Origin of the sequence: Providencia sp. PROV197, from assembly GCF_028479625.1 — a bacterium.
GTDB lineage: Bacteria > Pseudomonadota > Gammaproteobacteria > Enterobacterales > Enterobacteriaceae > Providencia > Providencia vermicola.
In genome coordinates this window covers 27,847-53,742 of the sequence record NZ_JAMPNZ010000009.1, presented here as the reverse complement: position 1 = coordinate 53,742, position 25,896 = coordinate 27,847, and the positions used below count along the sequence as shown (strand labels likewise).

Annotated in this window: 23 protein-coding genes, 1 tRNA gene and 1 pseudogene; 6 read left to right on the top strand and 19 right to left on the bottom strand. The window is 42.0% G+C overall.

The features are described from left to right. Positions 1-100 precede the first annotated feature (100 nt). The 10 genes from PR808_RS05235 to PR808_RS05190 form a co-directional block, all read right to left on the bottom strand. Positions 101-487 (bottom strand): hypothetical protein, encoded by a 387-nt coding sequence (locus PR808_RS05235; RefSeq protein ID WP_272538860.1) that lies wholly within the window; start codon positions 485-487, stop codon positions 101-103. Positions 488-642: 155 nt separating this feature from the next. Then, positions 643-957 (bottom strand): hypothetical protein, encoded by a 315-nt coding sequence (locus tag PR808_RS05230; protein WP_206085179.1) that lies wholly within the window; start codon positions 955-957, stop codon positions 643-645. 80 nt (positions 958-1,037) lie between these two features. Then, on the bottom strand, positions 1,038-1,970 hold the full coding sequence (locus tag PR808_RS05225; protein WP_206085231.1) for a fimbrial protein: 933 nt from the start codon (positions 1,968-1,970) through the stop codon (positions 1,038-1,040). 15 nt (positions 1,971-1,985) lie between these two features. Continuing rightward, positions 1,986-2,489, bottom strand: a complete 504-nt coding sequence (locus PR808_RS05220) for a fimbrial protein (RefSeq protein ID WP_206085232.1) — start codon at positions 2,487-2,489, stop codon at positions 1,986-1,988. A gap of 21 nt (positions 2,490-2,510) precedes the next feature. After that, positions 2,511-3,047 carry a fimbrial protein gene (locus tag PR808_RS05215; protein WP_272538859.1) on the bottom strand — a complete coding sequence of 179 codons (537 nt, stop codon included), beginning with the start codon at positions 3,045-3,047 and terminating at the stop codon, positions 2,511-2,513. A 10-nt stretch (positions 3,048-3,057) separates the two neighbouring features. Further along, on the bottom strand, positions 3,058-5,697 hold the full coding sequence (locus tag PR808_RS05210; RefSeq protein WP_206085181.1) for a fimbrial biogenesis usher protein: 2,640 nt from the start codon (positions 5,695-5,697) through the stop codon (positions 3,058-3,060). A 73-nt stretch (positions 5,698-5,770) separates the two neighbouring features. Further along, entirely contained in the window at positions 5,771-6,469 is a 699-nt protein-coding gene (locus tag PR808_RS05205) for a fimbria/pilus periplasmic chaperone (RefSeq protein ID WP_272538858.1), read from the bottom strand. 61 nt (positions 6,470-6,530) lie between these two features. After that, complete coding sequence (locus PR808_RS05200) at positions 6,531-7,067, bottom strand: fimbrial protein (protein ID WP_206085183.1); 537 nt, start codon at positions 7,065-7,067, stop codon at positions 6,531-6,533. An 80-nt stretch (positions 7,068-7,147) separates the two neighbouring features. Next, a complete protein-coding gene (gene fimA, locus PR808_RS05195) occupies positions 7,148-7,696 on the bottom strand; it encodes a type 1 fimbrial major subunit FimA (protein ID WP_206085184.1) in 549 nt (182 codons plus the stop codon). 167 nt (positions 7,697-7,863) lie between these two features. Then, positions 7,864-8,172, bottom strand: coding sequence for a helix-turn-helix domain-containing protein (locus tag PR808_RS05190; protein WP_206085185.1), 309 nt, complete (start codon positions 8,170-8,172; stop codon positions 7,864-7,866). 522 nt (positions 8,173-8,694) lie between these two features. On the opposite strand from PR808_RS05190, the gene PR808_RS05185 reads away from it, so the two are divergent. Beyond that, the gene (locus PR808_RS05185) at positions 8,695-9,057 is read left to right on the top strand and encodes a YibL family ribosome-associated protein (RefSeq protein ID WP_206085186.1); all 363 of its coding nucleotides are present in this window, start codon (positions 8,695-8,697) and stop codon (positions 9,055-9,057) included. 50 nt (positions 9,058-9,107) lie between these two features. Here the strand turns inward: PR808_RS05185 and PR808_RS05180 are convergent. Both PR808_RS05180 and PR808_RS05175 read right to left on the bottom strand, forming a co-directional pair. Continuing rightward, a pseudogene (locus PR808_RS05180) lies at positions 9,108-9,640 on the bottom strand (virulence RhuM family protein); the annotation flags it as partial. Positions 9,641-9,759: 119 nt separating this feature from the next. After that, positions 9,760-9,854: transfer RNA gene (locus PR808_RS05175), tRNA-Sec, on the bottom strand. Between the two features lie 309 nt (positions 9,855-10,163). Between PR808_RS05175 and prlC the strand changes: the two genes are divergently transcribed. Together prlC and rsmJ are read left to right on the top strand one after the other, a co-directional pair. Then, positions 10,164-12,206 (top strand): oligopeptidase A, encoded by a 2,043-nt coding sequence (gene prlC / locus PR808_RS05170; RefSeq protein ID WP_272538857.1) that lies wholly within the window; start codon positions 10,164-10,166, stop codon positions 12,204-12,206. Then, positions 12,199-12,969, top strand: a complete 771-nt coding sequence (gene rsmJ, locus PR808_RS05165; protein WP_272538856.1) for a 16S rRNA (guanine(1516)-N(2))-methyltransferase RsmJ — start codon at positions 12,199-12,201, stop codon at positions 12,967-12,969. The genes prlC and rsmJ overlap by 8 nt, the downstream gene beginning before the upstream one ends. Positions 12,970-13,051: 82 nt before the next feature. Here rsmJ and gdhA read toward each other — a convergent pair whose 3' ends face one another. Both gdhA and uspA read right to left on the bottom strand, forming a co-directional pair. Then, complete coding sequence (gdhA, locus tag PR808_RS05160; protein WP_206085191.1) at positions 13,052-14,386, bottom strand: NADP-specific glutamate dehydrogenase; 1,335 nt, start codon at positions 14,384-14,386, stop codon at positions 13,052-13,054. Between the two features lie 267 nt (positions 14,387-14,653). Then, positions 14,654-15,088, bottom strand: a complete 435-nt coding sequence (uspA, locus tag PR808_RS05155; protein WP_206085192.1) for a universal stress protein UspA — start codon at positions 15,086-15,088, stop codon at positions 14,654-14,656. Positions 15,089-15,534: 446 nt separating this feature from the next. On the opposite strand from uspA, the gene uspB reads away from it, so the two are divergent. Next, positions 15,535-15,870: a universal stress protein UspB gene (gene uspB / locus PR808_RS05150; protein ID WP_206085193.1), complete on the top strand. Its 336-nt coding sequence runs from the start codon at positions 15,535-15,537 to the stop codon at positions 15,868-15,870. A gap of 122 nt (positions 15,871-15,992) precedes the next feature. Here uspB and pitA read toward each other — a convergent pair whose 3' ends face one another. After that, on the bottom strand, positions 15,993-17,483 hold the full coding sequence (pitA, locus tag PR808_RS05145) for an inorganic phosphate transporter PitA (RefSeq protein ID WP_206085233.1): 1,491 nt from the start codon (positions 17,481-17,483) through the stop codon (positions 15,993-15,995). 376 nt (positions 17,484-17,859) lie between these two features. Here pitA and PR808_RS05140 point away from each other — a divergent pair, with 376 nt between their 5' ends. Together PR808_RS05140 and PR808_RS05135 are read left to right on the top strand one after the other, a co-directional pair. Next, positions 17,860-19,059, top strand: a complete 1,200-nt coding sequence (locus PR808_RS05140) for an NAD(P)/FAD-dependent oxidoreductase (RefSeq protein WP_272538855.1) — start codon at positions 17,860-17,862, stop codon at positions 19,057-19,059. A 506-nt stretch (positions 19,060-19,565) separates the two neighbouring features. Continuing rightward, positions 19,566-20,264: a pirin family protein gene (locus tag PR808_RS05135; protein WP_272538854.1), complete on the top strand. Its 699-nt coding sequence runs from the start codon at positions 19,566-19,568 to the stop codon at positions 20,262-20,264. Positions 20,265-20,327: 63 nt separating this feature from the next. Here PR808_RS05135 and pckA read toward each other — a convergent pair whose 3' ends face one another. The 4 genes from pckA to PR808_RS05115 form a co-directional block, all read right to left on the bottom strand. Then, positions 20,328-21,947 carry a phosphoenolpyruvate carboxykinase (ATP) gene (gene pckA, locus PR808_RS05130; protein ID WP_206085196.1) on the bottom strand — a complete coding sequence of 540 codons (1,620 nt, stop codon included), beginning with the start codon at positions 21,945-21,947 and terminating at the stop codon, positions 20,328-20,330. 203 nt (positions 21,948-22,150) lie between these two features. Then, entirely contained in the window at positions 22,151-23,023 is an 873-nt protein-coding gene (gene hslO / locus PR808_RS05125) for an Hsp33 family molecular chaperone HslO (RefSeq protein ID WP_206085197.1), read from the bottom strand. 36 nt (positions 23,024-23,059) lie between these two features. Then, complete coding sequence (gene hslR / locus PR808_RS05120; RefSeq protein ID WP_047756490.1) at positions 23,060-23,473, bottom strand: ribosome-associated heat shock protein Hsp15; 414 nt, start codon at positions 23,471-23,473, stop codon at positions 23,060-23,062. A gap of 62 nt (positions 23,474-23,535) precedes the next feature. Next, a complete protein-coding gene (locus tag PR808_RS05115) occupies positions 23,536-25,635 on the bottom strand; it encodes an IgaA/UmoB family intracellular growth attenuator (protein WP_272538853.1) in 2,100 nt (699 codons plus the stop codon). Positions 25,636-25,896 lie beyond the last annotated feature (261 nt).

Genomic DNA, 25,896 nt, shown 5'->3' with positions numbered 1-25,896 from the left:
ATCTATTTTCAAAACCAATCTAACATGTAGTCAAACCTCATAGGTTTGTCAGCCGTCTGAAATGCCATTTGAGATGGCATTTTTCCTTATCTCAGACTATTTATGACCCACATATCGCTTTATATCTCTCTAAATCAGGCTTTTGATTTTTTACCCATGCGGTAATGAGCTTCAACCCATCCGCGTAATAAGCATCACGTCCAGACCAAAGAAAATACCCCTTCCGCCATGCGGGCCAATCACTTTCAAGCTGGTAATTAAACTCAGGTGAACGAAGTAACCCATGGCTTGCATTTGGCAATACTATGACGCTCGCTCGAGGATTAGTAGACAAAATAGACTTGTAACGGCACGCGTTGAATTGAGCATCCACATTCAGGTCATTAGTTCCCCAAACAGCCAGTACACGCCCATTCATATTAGAGAGATCGGAAGAAGAATCACTTAGGTAATTTTTGACAACAAAATCAAAGATCTTAACGCTCAATTAAAAAACGTTAGCTACACCCTAATATGGCGTGAGTACTTTTAATTCCAAAGACTATCCAGAGACCATAGTGATAGGCAGCCATATGGTTATTAAATAAGCTAAAATATCAGAGTTTACAATGAATGGTAAATAATGAAGGCGATAGGTGTGTACTACCCAAATTGTTTTTCATAAGCATCGAGGTGATGCTTAAAAAATTTCGCATATTCTTCGGCGGATTCAACTAAAACAGTGACCTCGATACATTGCTCGCCCAGTTCTGCGGAATAATCGTCAAACGAGATAGAGTTACAGGCAATTTCTTCATTGGTTTCGTCGGTATATAGGCTCAAATGTACTTTATCGATATCTGCGGTATAAAATACAGTTGGCTCCAGCATACCAAACACAAACCCCATCGGAGGATCTCCCCCTTCTAATGCAGTAATCCCAATCACCTTGTTTTTATATCGAATTTTATATTTCATAATCTGGCTCGCAATGGTGAATATTGATGGGTGGAGAATTAAACCCCACCAGTGATTTAACCAATAATTCAACCAGCATGCTAATCATAAGTAAAAGTGACACCAATAATAGACTGCACTTTCCCTGCTGAAACTTGGCCTGAAGTACGTCCATATCGTGCACTTAAGCCAAGGCTAACAGCACCTGTGGTGACCCTACCTAAAGCCACTTTTTGATTAACAGCTATCGCATTCCCATTACTGACCAGTTGAATACCGACGCCTTTTGCCGCATTTGTTCCCGAAAATGTATTCGCAAAAATATTTGAACGAGTATCTGTGGTCCCTGAAAGATAATAATACAGGTTTTGCCCTGAGGCACAGTGGACCGAAAGCGGAACAGGTGCTGTGCCAGGGTATTCGGGTAGATTTACAATAACATTTCGTGAAGATACATCACATCCACCAATAGGAATGAGCACATCATTATTGGTGTAGAGGTTCCATGTAAAGGTAGCCGTCCGTACATTTCCTCCTCCAATAATATCAGAGCCCACCTGATGCATAACAAGGGTGGCAAAATGAGAGCCTTTTTTAATGGCAATCCCACCTGCGGCATTGATAGGTGTTAGGAATAATTGGGTATTCCAAGGGGCATAACTCCCTAGCGGAAAACTTTGCTGGTGAGTGGGTTGTATTAATGGAAACTTATTGTTGATACCATAGTATTTTAGTGAACCATCAAAGCTGGCAAGTGCCCCGCCAAATGCAGACCCTCTGATCATACTCACCAAGTCCCGACGCGTTGTTGGTGAATCATTCTTACATGAAATGGATTGTGACAAGTCAACAACTAGATTTTGCCCAGGCTGCACACTAGGCTGTAGGTTTACATAAACATCTGCGATTTTCGTACCTTTATCGCTATTTACAATATTCCCCGTAGAATCTGTACAAGTGAAAGCATAGCTCAAAGAAATACCCACGGTATAAATCGTTAAACCTGCTGCAAATAACTGAACACATTTTTTTATATTCATAATATTAACTCATTGATAAGTATAGGTAACATCAATAACAGCCTGTATATTCCCTTGAGTAGCTTGGCCTTTAACGGAAAGCGCTCTGACTTGCAAAGGAAAACGGGTGGATAATGAAGAGTCGTTAACTTGCAGTTTTTTTTGCGCACCATTGTTTAAGTTATTACCCGCGGTATCTTGGAGTTGTAGCTGAATATTGCCTGCTGTTCCCTGATTTTTATAATAACCCGTCGTATCAGCGATACCGCTGAAAGTGGCGGTCACCGTGGACGTTCCTACAGGGCAATTGACTAAATCTAATGAAACGGGGTGCCATATTGAGGAAGAACCTGGCGTGATTAAATTAAAAGTGTATAAATCACCTAAATCAACATTGGCACTCGTCGTTGCAACAGTGCATGGCTTCGCAACAACACTCCCATTCACTGTAATCGTCACATCAGCGGCATATGAGGATGTGGCTAGTGAAAATAAAATCAGCCAGATAAACGGGGCTGCTCCCTTCCATTTAATGTTCATGATGACATCCTCTGCTTACTGGAACTCAAGCGTAAAAGTGGCGGTAGCTCGAACATGCCCCGCTGTGACTGGTAATTTAGACGCCATTAATCGAGCATAAAAATGCAGTGTATTATTCTTCCCTGCCACTAAAGGGGTCCAAACCATGTTGTTACTGGTAGCATTGAGTGCGAGTGATTTTCTGGCACCATCTAAAATTTGTATACCTGCGCCTGATGCATTGAGGCTTCCGGGGTCTAACGCCAATAAGGTCTGATTGTTGGTATCCGCAATTCCCACAAAACCCACTTTCACCGCAGTAACCGAGTTGCCACAAGGGGTGAGCTCAATATTAAATGGAATGACAGGGGTCACTTCCCCCACGGCATAAAGTTGCTTCACCGCGTTATTAAGTAAATCAACAACTTGGCTTTGCGACCCCGGTGCAACCGCACACGTGTTATCTCGCACATACCCTTTAATGTTGATCGTACTGTCTGCCGCATATGCACTTTGAGATAATGATAAAAGTGCAAATAGAGAGGCAGAAAAAATCATGAACTTATTCGGCATTATTGGCTCCTTAGCGGCACAGTGCACGGTACTTACTGAGCATCTCGTGTTGGCTTTGCTCAGGTAATGTGTAGTTAATCTGGCACTGTGAGTCGGGACCTTCTCCCCAGCGGGCAATAAGATGACCAGAAAGTGATAACCCCGTTAAGTAAACTTGACCGTCATCAGCAACAATGCTGCTACCATTGTTATCGCTTGAAGAAACAATCGCGCCAAATGGCACGGGCTTTCCGTCACTTTTTAGTAATGTCATCAGTACTTTTACCCCAATTCGAGGGTGGAAATCAGCGCGAACAACTGCACCTCGAGTAGGAACGACACTGACAACGGGGTCTTCTAAATCGACATTATTGGCTAATGTGTTGGTATCCAGCGCAATACGGTTTTCTCGGTAATCGGTGGCATAAGGTAAGATGGCATAGCCACGCCAATCAGTATTAACCCCTGTCTGATTTTCAACTTTTACGTTTCCCGCCCCTGGTGCTTTCACGAGGACAACAGTGTCATTCATTGGCTGACTAAGCGTGATGCCATTAGCATGAGCTAACACACCACCACTCAGACCATAATACATTTGGCGTACGTTATCGGTATAACTGTAACCCGCGTTAGCATTGCCATATGTACCGCGGTAATTCAGCGCCGTGTAACCAGATGCCGAAGAGTTACCTTGGCCGCCCCCTGCGTAACCCGTTTGCACGTTATAACTTAAGTTATTATCTTCAAGTAATGTGCCATAAAGGCCTGCCATGTTAGTGATACGACCTTTTAGGTCATGGGAGACGTTATAACTGGCACTCGCATTACGCCAAATTGATTGGCTGTCAGATCGCATCCAATAGCTAAATGGGATATTCACATTCATCGCTAACATCTGGTCATTTGCTTCTTGCCAAGAGTTCTTAGACAGACTGTAATTGATCCCCCAGCTAATACCTTCAATCAGTGTATTGAAACCAACCTGTAAATGTTTATCGGACTTACTCGTGTTCCAATACGTTTCATGGCTTCCTGTCACATACAATGTTGATTGCTCACCTAATTGTTGGGTGAGGCTTAGCTGGATTTTTTCACGTTTGTTATAGGCTAAATTATAGTAATCCGAGAATGTTGGAGTGACTTGAATGACACCATCTTGTGTCGCAAGGCTATAACCATTCATGCGCTTATAAGTGGTATCCGCAAATGAATAATAGCCTTTGGTTGAATAACGATAGCCAGCCAATTGTATGGTTGTGCCCGTTTCATTCATCGACTTGTTATAAAGAAAACGAATAGATTGCCCTTGATGATTGCTATCGTCAGGCAGCTTCGCATTTGCCTGTGTAATATCGATAGACAGCGCACCAAATACACCAATGTTTTTCCCCATACCGATGTTGAAGGATTGATAGCGACTAGCGAGTTGCGAACCTCCATAAAGTGTCCACCCGTACGATAAACCTCTCATTAATGTCGCTTGCATAAAACTCGGTTTTTCTTGCTGGCCATTTCCTGCTCGGTAATCACCCGCAGTGACTGCATATTGGGTATGCCCTTCCCTTTGAAGTAATGGTACAGATGAGTAAGGCACCGTAAAACTTTGCACCGAACCATCCGCTTCAGTAATACTAACGTTGAGGTCACCACTGTTTCCTGCGGCATATAAATCATTAATAATGAAAGGCCCTGGCGGGAAAGTATTGCGGTAGATTTCATAGCCATTTTGTTTGATGGAGACATCAGCCGTACCACGAGCAATACCGCGAATAACTGGCGCAAACCCTTTTTGGCTTTCCGGTAGCATATTGTCATCAGAAGCTAGCTGAATTCCTCTAAAGTTAAAACTATCAAAGATTTCACCGGGGGTATAACTGTCACCTATTGTTAAGCGGGAGCGTATCTGATTTATCCCACGCTCCAAATAGGTATTAATATGTTCCCAACGAGTTTCAGTCGTCGACGTTCCTGAGCTGTGACTCCACGTCGAGTTATCTCGTAAGCGCCATGCCCCAAGGTTTAGCCCGCTTTGCATATTTAGGTAGGTATAGCTACTGTGCTTACCATTTTGGTTACGTGCACTATTTCCCGTTAAACTATAATTTAAAATACCCGCCGTAATACCTGAGTCCCAATATTCCGGGGGAATAAAATCTCGAGCTCGATTAGCCATAAATATTTGTGGAACCGTAATGTAGAGCCGTTGCAAACCAACATCAAAGCGTGCTGTCGCGTCTTCAATAAGCATATTCAAAGGCTGGCAGTTATTTTGCTCTGGGGTATTTGTTCCTGAAATTGCGGGTGTATTAACACCCATTTTTGCTAATTCGCCGAGTGTGAAACAAGGCATAAGCTGGCGTTCATTTTTATTTGCGACGAAACGAACATCTTTGGTTGATAAATAGCCATCATTCAAATAAATATCAACACGATAGGTTCCTTCCGGTACTTCTTGGCCTTGCTCAAAAGCAGATAGGTCTGCAACAGCGGAAGGGTCATCTGCTAAAAATCGTGGATTAAAGTAGAGTTCTGCCTCAGCCCAAGCAGGATACAGGCAAGCACTAATTAATAGCGTCAATGGAATTAAGGGAAAATGGCGTTCGGATATATATCCAAAAAATGATTCTTTTCCCGAAATGAATTGCCTTTTTTCAGATGCCAGATATGACATATTCCCTCTCCCTGAACAACCATGTCGCCCAGTAAGTTATTTAAATCAAAGTAGTAGTGAGTAAAAAACGTTTTTACTGGATGTTTCCGGTCATTTTGGGAGTTAACGCACCATAGTCATTAATCGTTTGGAAAGTAATGCCACCATTCGCATTGGTTGGCGCAGAGACAGATGCCTCACCAAACGGAGGAACCAATACATTATCGAGTTTGGTTGAACCGATATTTAATGACGTTACTGTTGCGTAATAAGGTGTAGGATTAATAACGGTAACGCTGCCAGCTTGGCGCCTGAAACGTAATGATTCCGCAACAGTTTCAGGCGAAACAGATAAATTGGTCGGGCGATAATACAGTTTGATCCGGCTGATGATGGCCAATTGAAGCGTATTTTCATTCAGCTTGGATTTATCCATGGCAGGAATGGCTTTTACATTGAGCCAGAAAAGGCTTTCTCTATCTTGAGGTAATTGGTTATTAGTGGCGTCAATAATACGCAATGTATTTTCTTTTTTACCTTGCATGGTAAATAAGGGTGGCGTAACCGCAAATTGGCTATCTTTTTTCCCTGATGTATTCTCTACCCAAGATTGAATAAGAAAAACGCTTTTTTCATCATTATTTGTCACTGCAAGCTGAACTTGTTTTTGCCCAGCAGGGTAAATAACACGTGTCGCGCCTAATGCAACACCGGCATATGCCTGAGTATATATATTTGAACAGAGTAATATTAATAAGGCGCTAATTAGTTTGCGGATTGTTACGTTTTTCATTGTTACGTCTGTCCTTTTCTAACAAAAAATTAAATAGGTATATAAATTATTTACGGATGTTTTATTCATAGGTCAGCGAAAAAAGAGCCTGTGCGTTTGCCTTTCCACCCGTAATTTGATAACTCGTCGCGCGATATTTAGCGATAAAGTGCAACGTCATATCACCATTAATAACGCGTGCTATTTTCCGAGGTGTACTATTAATAGGAATTAAGGTGTTAGCGGAATCAAAAACAGCTAGCCCTACGCCACTGGCGCTATTCGGGCCATCACCAATAGCAAAAATATCTGGGTTGGTATTATCTGCAATCCCCGAGAAAGTGATGGAGACATACTCAGTCGCGGTTTTGCTGCATTCGCGTAAATGGATATCAAATAGAACAGGCGCGGTTTCTTGACCTGGGGCAGTCAGCATATTCGTTCGTAGTTGTCCCATATTTACAGTCAAATTTTTGTCTGAAGTTTCGACACTACACGCTTCTGCGATGAGTTCCCCATGGAAGTGCATTCCTCCGCCTGGTAACTGAACATTCCACTTGTTTCCAGCCTCAAGGAGTGGAGCGAATAAAAGTAGTAGCGCAAACATCACCTCTCTCATGAGACTTTACCTTTCTAATTTTATTGATAAATAAAGCCGTCCTTGGCTAACTAATTCGACATCCTAAATCTGCTTAAAAATTACTCGTACTGAACAGCAAATGTTGCATCTGCGTTTGCCACACCCGCGGTAGTTGCATCAAGTGCATAGTAGCGAGCTTGGAATGGCAGAATGTTAGTACCATCTTTCAATGTCATCGCGGTGCTAAATGTTGCACCATCAAGGCCTAGAGGAATGCTTTTAGAATCTAAAATTTGGATACCTACATTCGTTGCAGAACCAGCAGCAGAAGAGGCTACAGATAGAACTGTCGGGTTTGCTGCATTTGCAGACACACCGGTAAATGCAACTTTTGCAGATGTCGCAATAGTGGTATCACAGTCATTTAATTGAATGTTAAAACCAACAGGCGTACTCACATCACCTGTTTGTGCTAATTTAACAGTACGAACTTGACCAAGCTGCACAGTTTGTTCAACGGAACCCGCGTCAACAGCACATGCCGCATTCACTAGCTCACCTTTAAAATGAACTGTGCCACCATTTACTGTCGTTGTAGCAGCAGAAGCCACCATTGAAGATAAAGACAGCGCAGCAGCGATTGATAAAGAAATAACTTTAAATTTCATGAAATTTACCTTTTTATTAATATTTCCTAATGGACATGTGTACTACAAAAACTTTTATTAACGCGTGACGAATAGAATCATTAGATTTGAAACCTAATGATTGTTTTTATATTGATAAACACTTTTAAATTTTATTAATAAATATAATTTTAAAAAAAGAGAAATAACTATCTCTTTCTTACTGTTATAAATGAATTTTCATACGTTGGTTTTTCAGGCTCACTTTTATAAAATGTTAGGATATTTTCCATAAAATATTCTATATCACAGTTTTTAAGTCCTAGAGCAAATAAGAAATTCATTAACCCATCAATAGTTAATGTATTTGTTCCACACTCATAACGTGAAATTTGTTGCTGGCTTATGTTTAAGCGTGCACCAAGTTCAGCTCCCGTTATTCCCAACGATTTTCGGTAGCATCTTAATAATGAGCCTATATAAATGGAAATATTGTGAGATCGTGGTTTATCCAACATCCTTCCTCCGGTTTGTTTATAATAAGTGACGCTTTAAAACCGATGCTATTACTAATGGGCTATAAAATTTCACTTAGTGTAAACAATGAAAATGAGTATTGGCTAATCGTTTTGGTCGATCAAATACCCATCGATTGATAGAAATTAACAATCAATGCAATAATATTGATCGCCAAAACTTATCATAAGTCAGGTTATTAGAGGGTATATTTATTTTATATTGACAGATTTATTCACATATACACGCCATTGAGTGTATCTGTATTTTATACTTATCGTAAATTTCAAACCTTTTTCGAGTGTATGTGGGGCATTTTTTAAGATAGAATTTAATAAAACTAAAATTATAAGATAAATCCTATTCGTTTATTTATTAAATAAAACTTTATTCTCACAAATATTTAACTATTTTTCACATCCAAATAAAATTTTTACGTCGCGGTTCCCACCTATCCCTTTTCACCCTCCCTCTCAGAATAGTGTATACTCGCCGACAAGAAATTTATTCACGGTTAATTAATAATGAAAGAAATCGAAAAAACACAAATTAAACTGCTTAGCGACCGTTTAGACCTTATTCGTCACCAGATGGCAAGCATGCAACTGACGAGCGAAGCAGAAAAATACGCAGAGCTTGAGAAAGAAAAAGCGACGCTAGAAATTGAAATTACTCATCTGAAAGCGTTGCGTAACAAGAAGCTAAGCAAAGAAGCACAAAAATTGGTGAATATGCCATTCAAACGCGCCATCACTAAGAAAGAACAAGCTGATCTTGGCAAACTGAAGAAATCCGTACGCGGTTTAGTGATTGTCCACCCAATGACGGCCTTAGGTCGCGAAATGGAACTGGATGAAATGACGGGTTTTTCTAAGAGTGATTTCTAGTTAGAAAATCAGCCCCACGAAACCTGTGATAAGCCACGACAACTGAAAAGTTCGTAGTCCGCTACCATAGTGAAAATAGTTAATGGACGCGTCACTTGCTGGTGCGAATATTACGGATGCGTTCGGGCTTCTCATCAAAGTAATCAGGCACGGCTGACTGACCGATAGACGGGTTTTTTAGCCGCTCATCATCCATCACAAACCCTTTAATCAGATACTGTTCTAAAGTTTGTGTCGCCCACTGGCGAAACTGTGCACCACGGACAGAGCGGACACGGTAGCCAATAGCAAGAATGGCGGGTAAACTATAGTGATCTATCTCTCTGTAAACCTGACGATTTCCCTCTAATCGAACTATCCGGAATTTCCAGATGGTTGCGTTTTAAGCAAGTTCCCCTTCAGAGAAAATATTAACAAGATGCTCATTAATTGTACGAACGTCTTTTCCATACAGTTCAGCAATTGATGATTGAAATAACTACAACGTATCAGACTCAAACCGGCATTCGACGTGAGTTTGCCCATCTTCACTACGAAACAAAACAAATTCACCCTGTGGTGCTTCAGGAAGATTTTCGCTCATCAAATTGCCTCCACTTTCTATACGTTATGCATAAACGATGAACAACAATAATTTATTGAAAAAAGAGGAACTATTAAGATGATAAGAATACAGAGAATGTTTTCAGGATAGCCATTGAGTGGCGGAAGATCACAGGAGTCGAACCTGCCCGGGACTGCTGGCAGCCCCAACTGGATTTGAAATCCAGCCGCCTCACCGGAGACGACGATCTTCCTCTATAGATTGGAAAGTGATTATAGACTGAATTCATTATTTTCCAAAGCATTGAAACTACAACTATCCTCTTTATTGATAAAAGCCAACAAAAACCCCATTTATTGATAAGCACTGATAAGAAAAAACGTTATCTTGATATTGAGGTTTCCATATCCGCCCCCATATACTTTCTTATATTCATAATGGTGTGCTGGTTTTATCACCCGATAACATGAATTGTTTGGAGATAAGCTCGCCATTTAACTTTTATTGTCAACACTGTAAGCCTTGGCCTACGAGCACAAGCCTGCAATCACAGGATGTTTTTATGACAAATTCATTATTAGCCGATTCTGCATTACCCCGTTTTTCTAGCATTGAACCTGCTCACGTTTTTCCTGCTGTCAAACATGTGCTCACCGAGTACCGCCAAACAGTTGAAAACCTCCTGAATGCAACCACCCACTATACATGGGATAACCTGTGTCAGCCGTTAGAAGAAGCGAGTGATAAGCTGTCTCGCGTTTGGTCACCAGTGAGCCATCTGCATTCCGTGAAAAATAGCCCTGAACTGCGCGAAGCTTACGAGCAATGTTTACCACTATTGTCTGAATTCAGTACGTGGATGGGCCAGCATGAGCCCTTATACCAAGCGTATAAATCCTTAAAAGAAAGTGCTGAGTTTAATTCACTTAGCCAATCACAACGTAAATCTATCGAAAACACCTTACGTGATTTCGAATTATCAGGTATCGGCTTACCTGCTGAAAAACAGCAACGTTACGGTGAAATTGTTGCACGTTTGTCGGAGATCGCATCTAAATTCGGCAATAATGTGCTTGATGCCACCATGGGGTGGACTAAACTCATTAAAGATGAAAAAGAATTAGCGGGTATGCCAGAAAGCGCCATTGCCGCCGCAAAAGCCATGGCGGAAGCCAAAGGCGAAGAAGGCTACCTCTTAACTCTCGACATGCCAAGCTACCTGCCTGTCATGACCTACGCGGATAACGCAGAACTGCGCCGTGAAATGAGCCATGCATACAGTACTCGCGCCTCAGACCAAGGACCAAATGCGGGCAAATGGGATAATAGCGAGCTTATCGATGAGTTAATGGCGTTACGCCACGAGCTTGCCCAACTGCTTGGCTTCAAAAATTACGCAGATAAATCCCTAGCAACAAAAATGGCAGAATCACCAGAGCAAGTTTTAGGCTTCCTCAATGACTTAGCCGATCGCGCCCACCAGCAAGGTAAAGACGAACTGGCTGAGCTCACCGCTTTTGCTAAAGAACATTATGGCATTGAGTCTTTAGAATCGTGGGATCTAGCGTATTATAGCGAGAAACAAAAACAGCATAAATTCTCATTAAGTGATGAGCAATTACGCCCTTATTTCCCTGAACAACGCGTTCTAAATGGTTTGTTCGAAGTTGTTCACCGAATCTATGGTTTAACCGCCAAAGAACGTAATGACGTCGAAACATGGCATAAAGATGTGCGTTTCTTCGAACTGTATGATGATACTAATACCCTGCGTGGTAGCTTCTACCTTGACCTCTATGCACGTGAACACAAACGTGGCGGAGCTTGGATGGACGATTGTGTTGGCCGTATGGTGCATAAAGATGGTTCACTGCAAAACCCAGTGGCTTACCTGACATGTAACTTTAACCAGCCATTAGGCGATAAACCCGCTCTCTTCACCCATGATGAAGTCATCACCCTGTTCCATGAATTTGGTCACGGCTTGCACCATATGTTGACGCAAATCGATGTCGCTGATGTCGCAGGGATCAATGGTGTGCCTTGGGATGCCGTCGAATTACCAAGTCAATTTATGGAAAACTGGTGTTGGGAGCCTGAAGCGCTGGAATTTATATCTGGCCACTATGAAACTGGCGAACCATTACCAGCCGAAATGTTAAGTAGCATGTTAGCCGCGAAAAATTACCAATCCGCAATGTTTGTCCTGCGCCAATTAGAGTTTGGTCTGTTTGATTTCACCTTACACGCAGAGTATGACCCTGCAAAAGGTGCGCAAGTCATGCCGACGCTATATGCGATTAAAGATAAAGTCGCGGTGGTACCTTCACCGAAATGGGCTCGCTTCCCACATGCCTTTAGCCATATTTTTGCAGGCGGTTACGCAGCAGGTTACTACAGCTATTTATGGGCTGATGTACTCGCAGCAGATGCTTACTCACGCTTTAGTGAAGAAGGCATTTTTAACCGCCAAACAGGCCAATCGTTCCTCGACAATATTTTAAGTCGTGGCGGCTCTGAAGAGCCAATGGCGTTGTTTGAGCGTTTCCGTGGCCGTAAACCAGAACTTGATGCGATGTTGAAGAGCTACGGTATTCATGGCTAATCACATTAAGATCCAGTTGATCTGTGAAGAGGGTGCCGATCAAGGCACCCTTTCTCAACTTTCTGAAAAATGGCAGCTTTCCCATACACCAGATGCCACTATGGCACTGGTGCTTACCCCCGAAAATTTGCAGCTCCGCAAACTTGATGAACCCAAACTCGGTGGTATTTTTGTCGATTTTGTTTCGGGAGCAATGGCTCATCGCCGAAAATTTGGCGGTGGACGTGGTGAAGCAGTCGCAAAAGCGGTTGGGATTAAAAAAGAGTATTTGCCTGATGTAATTGATGCCACCGCAGGGTTAGGCCGAGACGCCTTTGTGCTCGCCGCTCTTGGTTGTCACGTTCGAATGTTAGAGCGTCACCCTGTGGTTGCGGCATTGCTGGACGATGGCTTACAACGTGGTTATCAAGATGCCGAAATCGGCCCGTGGCTACAAAAACGTATGTCCTTGATCCACACATCAAGTATAACCGCATTGAGTGAAATCACTCCTGCACCAGATGTTATCTATCTTGACCCGATGTATCCACATCGGCAAAAAAGTGCGTTAGTTAAGAAAGAGATGCGGGTATTTCAGTCGTTGGTGGGAGCAGATGATGATGCAGATGCATTATTAGCGCCTGCAATTGCCTTGGCAAAACGCCGTGTAGTGGTCAAACGCCCTGACTATGCAGAGCCCCTTGCGGGACAAAAAGCACCGTCAGCGGTTACAACAAAAAGCCATCGATTCGATATCTATCCGTGCATTAAAAATAACGATTAAACGTAACGGCGAAGGGCGTATGTACAGGTGAATTATCAGTATGATACAACCGCCCTTTCGCGTACGTTTTTTTGTCAGAGGATTACAACACACCCTGCCCAAGCATTGCATCAGCGACTTTTACAAAGCCCGCGATGTTCGCACCTTGAACATAGTTGGTTTGTTTTCCTTCACCACCAAACTCAACACAGTGGTGATGGATATCCAACATGATGTGGTGTAAGCGCGCATCGACCTTCTCTGCTTTCCAGCCAAGACGAGCCGCATTCTGCGCCATTTCCAAACCTGATGTTGCCACACCGCCTGCGTTAGCAGCTTTACCTGGAGCAAACAACACGCCAGCTTCAAGGAACAGCTCTGTTGCAGGGATCGTCGTTGGCATGTTTGCGCCTTCTGCGACCGCTTTAACGCCATTTTTGATTAACACTTTCGCTGCTTCAACATCCAGCTCATTTTGTGTTGCACATGGCAATGCGATATCAACAGGGACATTCCATGGTTGCTGACCCGCTAAGTAAGTTAAACCAAACTCTTTCGCGTATTCTTCAACACGGCCATAATTGTTTTTGATTTCTTCTAAGCGTGCGAGTTTTTCTGCAGTGAAGCCAGCCTCATCAACTACCGTACCGCTAGAATCCGATGCAGTAACCACTTTCGCACCCAGTTCCATACATTTTTCAATGGTGTACTGTGCCACGTTACCTGAACCAGAGACCGCAACTCGCATACCATCAAAGCTTAAACCATGGCGCTGTAACATTGCATTAGTGAAGTACACTAAACCGTAACCCGTTGCTTCAGGGCGAATTAAGCTACCACCAAAAGACAAGCCTTTCCCTGTAAATACACAAGAGGTGTCGTTAGACAGCTTTTTCATCATACCCGTCATAAAGCCAACTTCACGCGCACCCACACCAATATCGCCTGCAGGTACGTCAGTGTTTGAACCAATATGGCGATACAGTTCCGTCATCAATGCTTGGCAGAAACGCATGACTTCACCCGTGCTTTTTCCTTTCGGATCAAAGTCTGAACCGCCTTTACCACCGCCCATTGGTAAGGTAGTTAGTGCGTTTTTCAGTGTTTGTTCGAAGCCTAAGAATTTCAGAATGGATAAATTAACAGATGGGTGGAAACGCATACCGCCTTTGAATGGACCGATGGCTGAGCTAAATTGCACACGCCATGCGCGGTTAACTTGGACCTTGCCTTGGTCATCCATCCAACATACGCGAAATTGGATAACCCTTTCAGGTTCAACAAAGCGCTCAAGCAGTGCTTGGTCACGGTACTTTGCATTTTGCTCAAGGAAAGGCCAAAGGGAAGTGAATACTTCACGCACAGCTTGTAAAAACTCTGGCTGTGAAGGGTCTCTTTTTTGGACAGACTCCAAGAATGAAGATAGTGATTGTGTCATCTATGTCTTCCTTTTTAACATGTGGTTGTTGTGATGTGCCTCACTCTTTCTTGTCATTATTTTTAGGAAATGTGAGGTTGATTTGTGTTTTGCCTATTGAATATATCATTAGTTTGTATTCTAAATTCAAGGTTTTTTTTCACTATAATGCAAAAAAAATTGCTTGACCTGCCAATATCTACCCTAAATGTCATATTTTGACACAAAAAAAACGCCTGCATAAGCAAGCGTTTTTAGTGAATAATATTTCAAACAAGAGAGAATAGATTACTCTTCATCGTCATTTAACGGAACAATCAACATATCCACATGAACTGTATTGATTAACTGACGTGCGGATGACATCAGTTTGCTCCAAAAGTCTTGGTGATGACCACAGACCACTAAGTCCATGTCGTATTTTTTAATGGCATCAACCAGTACTTGACCAAGATCGCCGCTACCACTCAGCGTTTCTTGAATATCATAGCCCGCACCTGCAGATAAATCTTTCAGCGCATTACGCGTCTCATCAGTGATACGCTGCTGCATATCACCCAAATTGACATCAATAAGTCCGGTGTACAGGTCTGAATAGTTAACATCAACATGGATCATGGATACTTTGGCACCGTAAGGTTTTGCCATAGAGACAGCCTTATCCAGTAATACTTTACTTTCAGGTGATAAATCTACCGCAACAAGAATATGTTTGTAAGCCATAAGTAAACTCCTTCCGAATGCTGATTAATCCAGTGGTTATGCCTTCACCACATCTTAATAATACTATACCTGCTAACTGTGATAATTAAGTGTTGCACTGATCACATCTAAGCAGATTAACCTTAAAACCATAAGTGTATATAACATTTTATAAAACAATAACATCATTCCTTCAATATTAATATATTCACCTAAGTAATTCGAGTTATGGCTACACTTCCACAGACAAGAAACAACATAATTTCACACTAAAGTGTGATATCCAATGATAAGCAGCAATGAAGTATTTTTTTCAATATAAACAAAAAGTAATCAAAAATTTGCAGGGATTGCACTTTTTTTAAACAATAATTTATCCTACAATGAAATGACTGAGTATAAATAAAATATCTTGCTGTATTTCCTTTTTGACAAGTGCTGTGAGCTGGGTTTCTAAGGAGGGGATTATGTTCAGTATGATTGCTTTATTTTGGGCACTCTGCATTTTATGCATTTTGAATATGATGCGTTATTTTTCGTCCATTCGTGTTTTATTATCTATTTTGCGGGATTCCGATCCGTTACTCTACCAATCCGTTGATGGGAATGGTTTTTTCACCACCCATGGTCAACTGAACAAACAACTTCGGCTTGTCCGATATATCAATAGCAAACAGTATCTTGAGCACTATGACCCTGAAGTCATTGCGCGTTGTGAACGAATCCGTAAACAATTTATGACAATAAGCCGGCTCAGTATTCTTGTTGTCGTGAGCTTAGTTTATCTTTTAATGACGGGTTAACCCGCTTTCTTGACGTAAAAAAATAGTGATGACCTTACGATCATCACTATTTTGTATTCTTATATCACTGTGTTCATGTCACTTTCGACGGCTTCACAACAGTGAAGCCAAGTGAAGTGCTGTTAGATAAACAGCAGAGATAACCAGTACAACCCACCAGATAAAACAATCGAGACAGGTAAAGTCAGTAACCACGCTAACGCAATACTTTTGATTGTTTTAGTTTGTACACCGCCACCATCAACAACCATGGTTCCCGCAACAGCGGAAGATAAAACTTGGGTTGTTGAAACAGGCATACCCGTATAACTCGCCACACCAATTGACACTGCCGCAGTCACCTGCGCAGAAACACCTTGTGCGTAGGTCATGCCTTTCTTACCAATCTTCTCACCAATCGTGACTGCAACACGCTGCCAACCAAACATGGTGCCTAAAGACAGGGCTAAAGCAACCGCAATGATGATCCACAGAGGTGCATACTCAACAGTATACAGCAGGTCATTACTGAGTTTTTTCAGTAAACTTGCATCTTTCGAGCTCGTCTCTGGTAATTTAGCTACCGCATTCGCTGTATCAGAGATACACATCAATAAACGGCGCGCATGGTTACGCTGGTCAGGCGTTAGCTCTTCGTAGCTCTGAATGCCGTTTAGCATCGTCTGAGCTTGATTTAAAATTGCACCTGTACGTGAACTATCGCAATGGAATTCGCCACCAGGCTCATTACTACTTTCAGCAACTGCAGGGGCATTTTCTATCGCGTGGTTTAACGCAGGTTTATGTGTTTCATAGTATTGTTGCAGGTGGACTACAGCATCATGAGTTCTCGCGATATCATAACCGTTCGAGTTCATATTCATGACGAAACCAGCTGGCGCAACACCAATCAGCACAAGCATGATAAGACCGATACCTTTCTGCCCATCGTTCGCACCGTGCGAGAAACTGACGCCAACCGCGGATAAAATCAGCGCGGTACGGGTCCAGAATGGCGGCTTACGCTTACCATCCTTTTTCTCACGTTCTGCAGGTGTTAAGTGAATACGGCGACGTTTCTTTGTTCCGCTCCAATAACGGCGTAAAAAGAAAATCATCAAACCGGCAATCACGAAACCAATCGCTGGAGAAAGAATTAACGACATGAAAATACTGATCATTTTCGGTATATTCAGAGCGTCAACCACTGATGAGTCTGTCACTATCGCATTGGTTAAACCTACCCCGATAATGGCACCAATCAGTGTGTGGGAACTGGATGCAGGGATACCGAGGTACCACGTTCCAAGGTTCCAAATAATTGCAGCCAGTAGCAATGAGAAAACCATTGCAAGGCCGTGAGCAGAGCTCACATTAAGCAAGAGGTCTGTTGGTAAGAGGTGGACAATCGCGTAGGCAACGCTCAACCCTCCCAGCAAGACACCAAAAAAGTTAAAAACCCCTGCCATGACAACTGCGAACTGTGCCCGCATTGCTCTGGTATAAATAACCGTTGCTACCGCGTTAGCGGTGTCATGGAAGCCATTTATAGCCTCATAGACCAGCACAAATAACAGTGCTAGAACTAATAATAGACCTGTATGAAATTCTAAACCTGTAAAAAGATGTAGCATAGACGTTAAGCCATTATATGTTGGACATGAACGCGGCGCATTATCAGTGACAAACGCTGGCGGTGGAAGCAAAATCTAACCTTTTTTTGATTTAACTACCCATCAAAAAAGTACCTCATAGCAATTACCCCATAAATATCAATGCATTAGCTAAAACAAACTTATTCTGAATTTTTGAAACTTTTTTAACGATTTTTCCCGAAAATAAAAGTTATTTGCTCTTTTTGCGCGAATTTTTCTAATTATAATACGTCTTACACACTTTTCATCCGATCTCGCTCGAACCTTTACATTACAACCACCGCAAGATGACGTAAAATACCCATACTCATAATTTAATTGTGCTAAAAATCAAATAGCTATAGAGAAAGCCATTGTGAAAAATATCGACGTTATTATTTTAGGTGCAGGTGCCGCGGGTCTATTTTGTGCCTCACTCGCAGGTAAACGCGGACTCAACATACTTGTCCTTGATAACGGCAAAAAATTAGGCAGAAAAATATTGATGTCCGGAGGCGGACGCTGCAATTTCACGAATATGTACGCTGAGCACAGCAACTATCTTTCCACGAACCCACATTTTTGTAAGTCAGCACTTGCTCGCTATACACAATGGGATTTTATCGGGTTAGTTTCCAAATATAATATTCCTTATCATGAAAAAACCTTAGGGCAGCTTTTTTGCGACAATAGTGCGCAAGATATTGTCGATATGCTGCAAAATGAGTGTAATTTACCGAATATTTCGATCAAACTTCGCAGTGAAGTCACCGAGGTCGAAAAAACGCCAGAGGGCTTTCTCGTCACCGTGAATGGAAGCCAAGTAAGTGCTCGCTCACTAGTTGTAGCAACGGGTGGGTTATCGATGCCAGGTCTTGGTGCCACACCATTCGGCTACCGCTTAGCAGAACAATTTGGCCACTCGATTATTCCAACCCGTGCAGGCCTTGTCCCATTTACACTGCACAAGCCCCTTTTAGAAGCGCTGCAAGTGCTATCAGGGATCTCTGTCGCGGCAACTGTGACAGCGGCTGACGGAACGCTATTTAAAGAAAATATCCTCTTTACTCATCGCGGCCTCTCTGGCCCTGCTATCTTGCAGATTTCTAACTATTGGAACCCTGGAGAGTATGTAAGTATTAACTTACTTCCGACCCTTTCGCTCAGCGATTTTTTAATGGAAGAAAAACAAGAGCACCCGAATCAATCTTTAAAAAACACCCTCGCAAAATTATTACCTAAGCGGTTAATCGAAATCATGCAAGCGCAAGGGCAAATCCCTGAATGCGCCCTAAAGCAATTGAACCACCCACAAGTTGAAGCGCTGCATAACACACTACATGCTTGGCAAGTTCAACCTAATGGGACTGAGGGCTACCGTACAGCTGAAGTCACTCTAGGTGGTGTTGATACCCATGAAATATCATCAAAAACAATGGGTTCACTGAAAACAGAAGGGTTGTATTTTATCGGTGAAGTTGTGGATGTGACAGGTTGGTTAGGCGGTTATAACTTCCAATGGGCATGGAGCTCTGCGGCAGCTTGCGCAGAAAGCCTGCCAGTTAACCATAAATAATTTAAGGTTAATAGTTATCCGCAATGTTTTGTTGTTAACATCTTTTTAGGAAAAATCCCTTAATCCATTGAAAAATAATGGTTAATATTTAACTTCATAGAAATCATATAATTGCAGTATTAATTATAAGATATATTATTTTGGTTAAAAATAATGCTTTACAAACGATAGTGATAAGCATTATCATTATCATCACTTCCTCGATAAGGTTACTTAGTCACTTATTGTTGGGAGTACGACATTGCTCACATTGCTTCCAGTGTTTACTTTAGCCAGCCTTGTGCTGGCTATTTTTTTATCTGCATCAATTGGTTAATTGACTAAAACTCCCCCCGTCCCTTTCTCCATCCATTTTCTTAACTTATCTCAAATACACTTATTCAAATTTTTTGGATCCTATGGTTAATGGCGGCTACTTTTCTCTCTTAGCGAAACGGTTAAACTGTTTGCAATTGATTTAGAGAGAAGTTCAACCACGGTTGGGTATCCAACTAGGAGATAACACAATGATCTATTTACGCAAAGCAAATGAACGTGGTCATGCTAACCATGGTTGGCTTGATAGCTGGCACACTTTCTCATTCTCTAGCTATTATGATGAAAAATTTATGGGTTTTTCAGCTCTGAGAGTGATTAACGAAGACTTTATTGCCGCAGGCCAAGGCTTTGGTACTCATCCCCATAAAGACATGGAGATTTTGACCTATGTGCTTAATGGTGCCGTCGAGCACAAAGATAGCATGGGCAATATGGAGCAAATTCCAGCGGGTGAATTCCAAATCATGAGTGCAGGTACGGGCATTCGCCACTCAGAATACAACCCGAACAGTGATAAAGAGCTGCATCTTTACCAAATTTGGATCATTCCTGAGAAAACAGGTATTGAGCCACGTTATGAACAAAAACGCTTTGATTCACTTGATGGTAAACAGTTGGTTCTGTCACCAGACGCCCGTGACGGTTCACTGAAAGTGTATCAAGACATGGAATTATGGCGCTGGGCATTGCCTGCAAACGACGTACAAACCCACGAGATCGCCGAAAAACGAGTGGTGTGGATCCAAGTCGTCAAAGGCACCGTTGAAATTAACGGCCAAAAAGCCTCTACCAGTGATGGTTTAGCGATTTGGGAAGAAGCTCGCTTAGCCATCAAGGCAGATGAAGACAGCGAAATTCTGTTATTCGACCTGCCTTCTGCTGAGTAATCACTAACAAAAAAGGCGCTACAACGTAGCGCCTTTCTCTATAACACAAAACGCATTCGCAAATTACAGTTTTGGACCTGCTTTTACTAAAGCAGCACCTGCTGGCGTGTCTGTGTATTTATCGAAGTTATTCACGAAACGGTTCGCTAAATCCTTCGCCTTCTCATCCCACTGCGCTTTATCTGCATAAGTATTACGTGGGTCGAGGATATTGGTATCCACGCCTGGTAATGCTGTAGGGACTTCTAAATCGAAGACTGGCAGCTTAATGGTATCGGCTTTTTCGATGTCGCCACTTAAGATTGCATCAATGATGGCACGGGTATCTTTAATCGAGATACGTTTACCTGTTCCGTTCCAGCCTGTGTTCACTAAGTATGCTTTTGCACCCGCAGCTTCCATACGTTTAACTAATACTTCCGCGTATTGTGTTGGGTGCAGTGATAAAAATGCTGCGCCGAAACACGCTGAGAACGTAGGAGTTGGTTCAGTAACACCGCGTTCTGTACCTGCTAATTTCGCAGTAAAACCAGACAGGAAGTGATACTGTGTTTGCTCTGGGGTTAAACGAGAAACAGGTGGTAACACACCAAACGCATCTGCCGTCAGAAAGATAACTTTTGTTGCATGACCTGCTTTAGAAACAGGTTTTACAATGTTTTCAATGTGGTAAATCGGGTAAGAAACACGCGTGTTTTCCGTTTTAGAACCATCATTGAAATCAACGGTACCATCTGCCAATACCATCACGTTTTCAAGTAGTGCATCACGCTTGATTGCGCCGTAGATATCTGGCTCAGCTTCTTTAGACAGGTTGATAGTTTTTGCGTAGCAACCGCCTTCAAAGTTGAATACGCCGTCATCGTCCCAACCGTGCTCATCATCACCGATTAACTTACGTTTAGGATCGGTAGACAGCGTAGTTTTACCAGTACCCGATAAACCGAAGAAAATCGCAACGTCGCCTTTTTCGCCTACGTTCGCTGAACAGTGCATTGATGCGATGCCTTTTAATGGCAGCAGGTAGTTCATCATTGAGAACATCCCTTTTTTCATTTCGCCGCCGTACCAAGAGCCACCAATTAACTGCATACGCTCAGTTAAGTTGAACGCCACAAAGTTTTCTGAATTCAAACCTTGTGCTTTCCAGTTCGGGTTCGTACATTTTGCACCGTTCATCACGATAAAATCAGGCTCAAAGCCAACTAACTCTTCATCTGATGGGCGGATGAACATGTTTTTAACGAAGTGCGCCTGCCATGCCACTTCCGTAATAAAACGGACTTTCAGACGTGTATCTGCGTTCGCTCCACAGAATGCATCAATGATAAACAAACGTTTGCCAGACAATTGCTCTGTTACAATGTGTTTTAAATCACTCCACACTTCTTGTGACATTGGCTTATTGTCGTTCTTACCTTTACCTTGGTCTGCCCACCATACAGTATCGCGAGTGACATCATCACGAACGATATATTTATCTTTTGGTGAACGACCCGTAAAGATACCTGTATCTACTGCAACCGCACCTAATGTGGTGACCGTGCCGCGTTCATAACCTTCAAGTCCTGGCTTAGTTTCTTCCGTGAATAATAGCTCGTAACTTGGGTTATAAACCACTTCAGCTACATCATGAATACCGTACTTTTCAAGTTCCTTCAGGGTAATGCTTTTAGCGCTCATTATATTGCTCCTGGTAAACATAACTAATCTGCAGATGATCATAATTCTTTACGACTAATTAACAGCGATAGTTATCAAAGAATTGAAAATGTATAATTTTTTTTAATTCATAATGAGACTTAGAGCACGTAATAATGCTTTAAAATTATAAAAAAAAGGTGCAGAATTGCACCCTTGTCACATAATTAGGTTGCTAAATCGTATCAGTGAAGTTGCTGATTTCGCTCATCATTTAACCCTTCAATATCGGATTCAATAAATACGTAGTGTGAGCCACAAAATTCACATTCCATATCAATTTTTCCATCTTTGTGCAAAATATCGATAACATCTTCCTTTGGCAAAGTTGCTAATGTGCTTTCACAACGTTCCCTTGAGCAGGTGCAACGAAACTCCACAGATTGCGGGTCATATAAAGTGACATCTTCTTCATGATAAAGGCGATGTAAAACCTCTTTGACGCCCAGAGTGCTCAGCTCTTGGCCTTTAATAGTTGCCGTCAGTTGTACGAGGTGATCAAAGAAATCGTGGCTGGTGTCATCAGCGGCAGGTAAAACTTGCAGCAACATCCCACCCGCACTCATTTTGCCATCCACTTCACCCACACGAATAAATAAACGCGTTGGCAGCTGCTCTGATTGGCGGAAGTACGCATCAATACTTTCTTCGATGGAGTTGCCTTCAATCGCTACAATCCCTTGGTAACGTTCACCTTGATTAGGCGTTATCGTGATCACCATAAAGCCATCGCCAATCATTTGGTTCAGTGTGCTACCCGCAACAACGGGGCCATCAACACGCGCAACACCTCGCATTTGTTGTAGGTTATTACCGTTAATAACAGCCATTTTAACTGGGCCATCACCTTGAATTTGAACGGTAATATCACCATCAAATTTCAGTGTTGCTGTTAATAAACTGGTAGCAACAAGCAGTTCGCCCAATAAGCCTTTTACTGCAACAGGGTAGTCATGATTTTCTAAAATCTGCTCGTAGGTCTCATCGACACTAATCATTTCTCCACGAACGGAATGCTGTTCAAACAGAAAACGGTGGAGTTGGTCTTGTTTTGACATAATTTCTCTCTATTGCTCGGGCAGTTGCTCAGGCCATCATTCAGATGACTCATGAGAATTCGTTTGTTTAAATTTTAGCAGAGTTCGTCGCTCTTTTTTATCTGGGCGGCGCTCTGGATGGGGCATGGTTAACGCATTCATTTTGCGCGCTAACGCTATTTTTTCACGATGTTCAATACTTTCGGCGGTTTCACGGTAAAGTAATTGTGCTTCGGGCGCACCTCTACGCTGGCTGCTGATTTCAAGGATCTCAATCGTTCTCTCATCATTCCCCTGCCTCAGCTTCACTAAAGCATGGAGTTCAACGATTTTTCCAGGCTTAGTTCTTTGTCCATTATAATGAACTTTGCCCCCATCAATCATTTCACGCGCCATGGAACGTGTTTTATAAAAACGCGCAGCCCAAAGCCACTTATCGAGGCGAACAGGTTCTATAGACGATTGATTCATGGTGCCTCCTCACTATCAGTCTGAATCAAACTCAATGAGGCTCCCACCATTTCGGGATAATGCTAATGACGATTGGAAGGGTTATTAGCCTCAAAGCATTTATCGTAATATTGAGTGATATTACGTAATCGCTTCTTATTATTCAAAATACGGAACACAATTAGTGAGCCGTTTAGTAATACACAAAAGATAAGAAACAAGATAAAAAACGCACTACAAACATATTGAGAGACGATATCTTCATTCGGCTCTTCATGTAACACGATATGCAAAGTGCCATTAGCATCTGTCGATAATTTAGTCACAATGCCTTCCACACTAAAGGGAGTATTGCTTAACAAATTCGATAAACGGTGGAGCTCTTTCCAACGTTCCAACTGTGATAATTCATTAAAATTAAAAGATGGCCCTATCATTAAATCCACCAGAGGCTTGTTTTCATCACTCACAAACAATACGCCACCTGGGGAAGGACTATTAATTTTACGCACTTCTTTGTCTATTTCTTTTCTGATAAAGTCATATGTGGTGTCTTCAACGATGTTTTCCAAGGCCTCGGCACTTCCTGCTCGTAATAAAACATGCGCACCACTTAATTTCCCCGATGACGCCTTACTCACTAAGGTCGGCCAATCATCTGTACTACCAAGGTTTGTCAGCGCATTTTTGAGTTTTAGGCAAGCGTTCTCATCATGACACAACTTGTTCGTTTCTATAATAATGGCTGAAAAATCAAAGATAATGTTCATCCCTGATTTCATAATATCGCGCTGTAACCTTGGGTTCACGCCAATAGAATTTTTATCAGGATGTAATTGATTTCTAACTATATTGAGCAAAGATATCGATAGATCAGCAATCTCAGACTGCGGCTCTGTCGACACATTGATGTTATTCCAATAGATGCCAGAGCAATCAAATGGGACAAAATTCGCCTGATTAGTGTCATCTAAATTCGGTGGACGATAGCACATCCCCTGCCCCTGTGCTGTTAGGGTATCCCCCACATTGAGCTTATGAGAAACAAGCTCCGTCACTTCCGTTACATTAATTTTTTGTGTTCCGCCAAACCAAGCAAAACCCAACTTAATGGGTAGACTCATAGATTGGTATGAAAACACCAACACAATCACCAATAACGCACCAATAAACATCAGGACATTTTTTTTGTAACGCTTGTAAGGGTAATAACGTTCTTCTTCATGTAAAGAGAGGTACTGCCCATGACGAACAACCTCCCCCGTAGGGTAAAAATCAATATTAACGGGTTTATCTGATTCGTATTTTAAATACTCCTCCCAATGCAGAGGGTAATGTAAATCTGTCCCGCTAACGGAAGCACTCGTGGAATATTTTTTATCTAATTCACCATACAATTCCCAACGCTTCGGCTGCCCATAAATACATTGAATATCTTGGTACTTACGAGGGAACATTTTTGAACGAAAGAGCACTAATGTACCAATAATAAAAATCAGTACTGCACTCGCTAACCCCCATCCTTGCAAAATCCGAATCGAAATTAACGTGAGATAACCCAATACAAAACTTAAACAAATCAACCCTGCGCCTAACCACCCCGTGGAGTTGTGTAGACGATGTTCCTCCGCTGTTTCTTGGCGGACACGTAATAATTCTACATTCTGTTGTCCACGCTCTCGAATAGCCGCTTCAGGTAAGGTCGTAGTCGATGCTGAGTTACCGAGCCATTCATTACTAAAATCTCGAAGTGAATGGCTATTCATTGAAATAATCAATGGCAGATGATCTGTCTCCACAATCTCCATCACATTTTGTCGCTGTAGATATGGCTCCAACTGTGATGGAAGCTGCACTTCAATCGTATCGATAAAATAACGCCAGCTATTCCCTTGCTCCTGGCGTAAATTAAAACGCGTTACCGAATGACAAACTGTACCAATTGTCGAATTTCGCTTAATTTGCCAAGGACTTTGTGAAGAGGAATTCGAAGCTGTAGCGCAATAATTTAAATACTGAGTGATTGTTTGGTAATCTGAATCAATCATTTTGCGAAAGGAAGGTGCGGCTACCGAAGGTATCTGATAGATGCCAGAATGCCGCCCCCGCCTGAAATACAGGAAGGAAGCCATTATAGTTAGGCTAATAACAATTATAGCCGTTATAATGACATGGTTTAACATTGTTTCCCCAACAGAAAATTAATAAGAAAAGCATAGCAATCCTACTGCCTTCTCAAAATAAGCCGATTCCTATTCTATTTATACTTTTTTCTTTAACTTACAATACGTTGTAAAAAAATCTTTATTTATTTATCTGTGCTACATTTGTGCACGAAGCAAGTTAACAATATTTTATCTACTCGATCATCTCTATCATTTTTTTTTGATATAGGTCATAGTGACATAATGATGCCAACATACTGGCAACGCAGAGTAAATTTA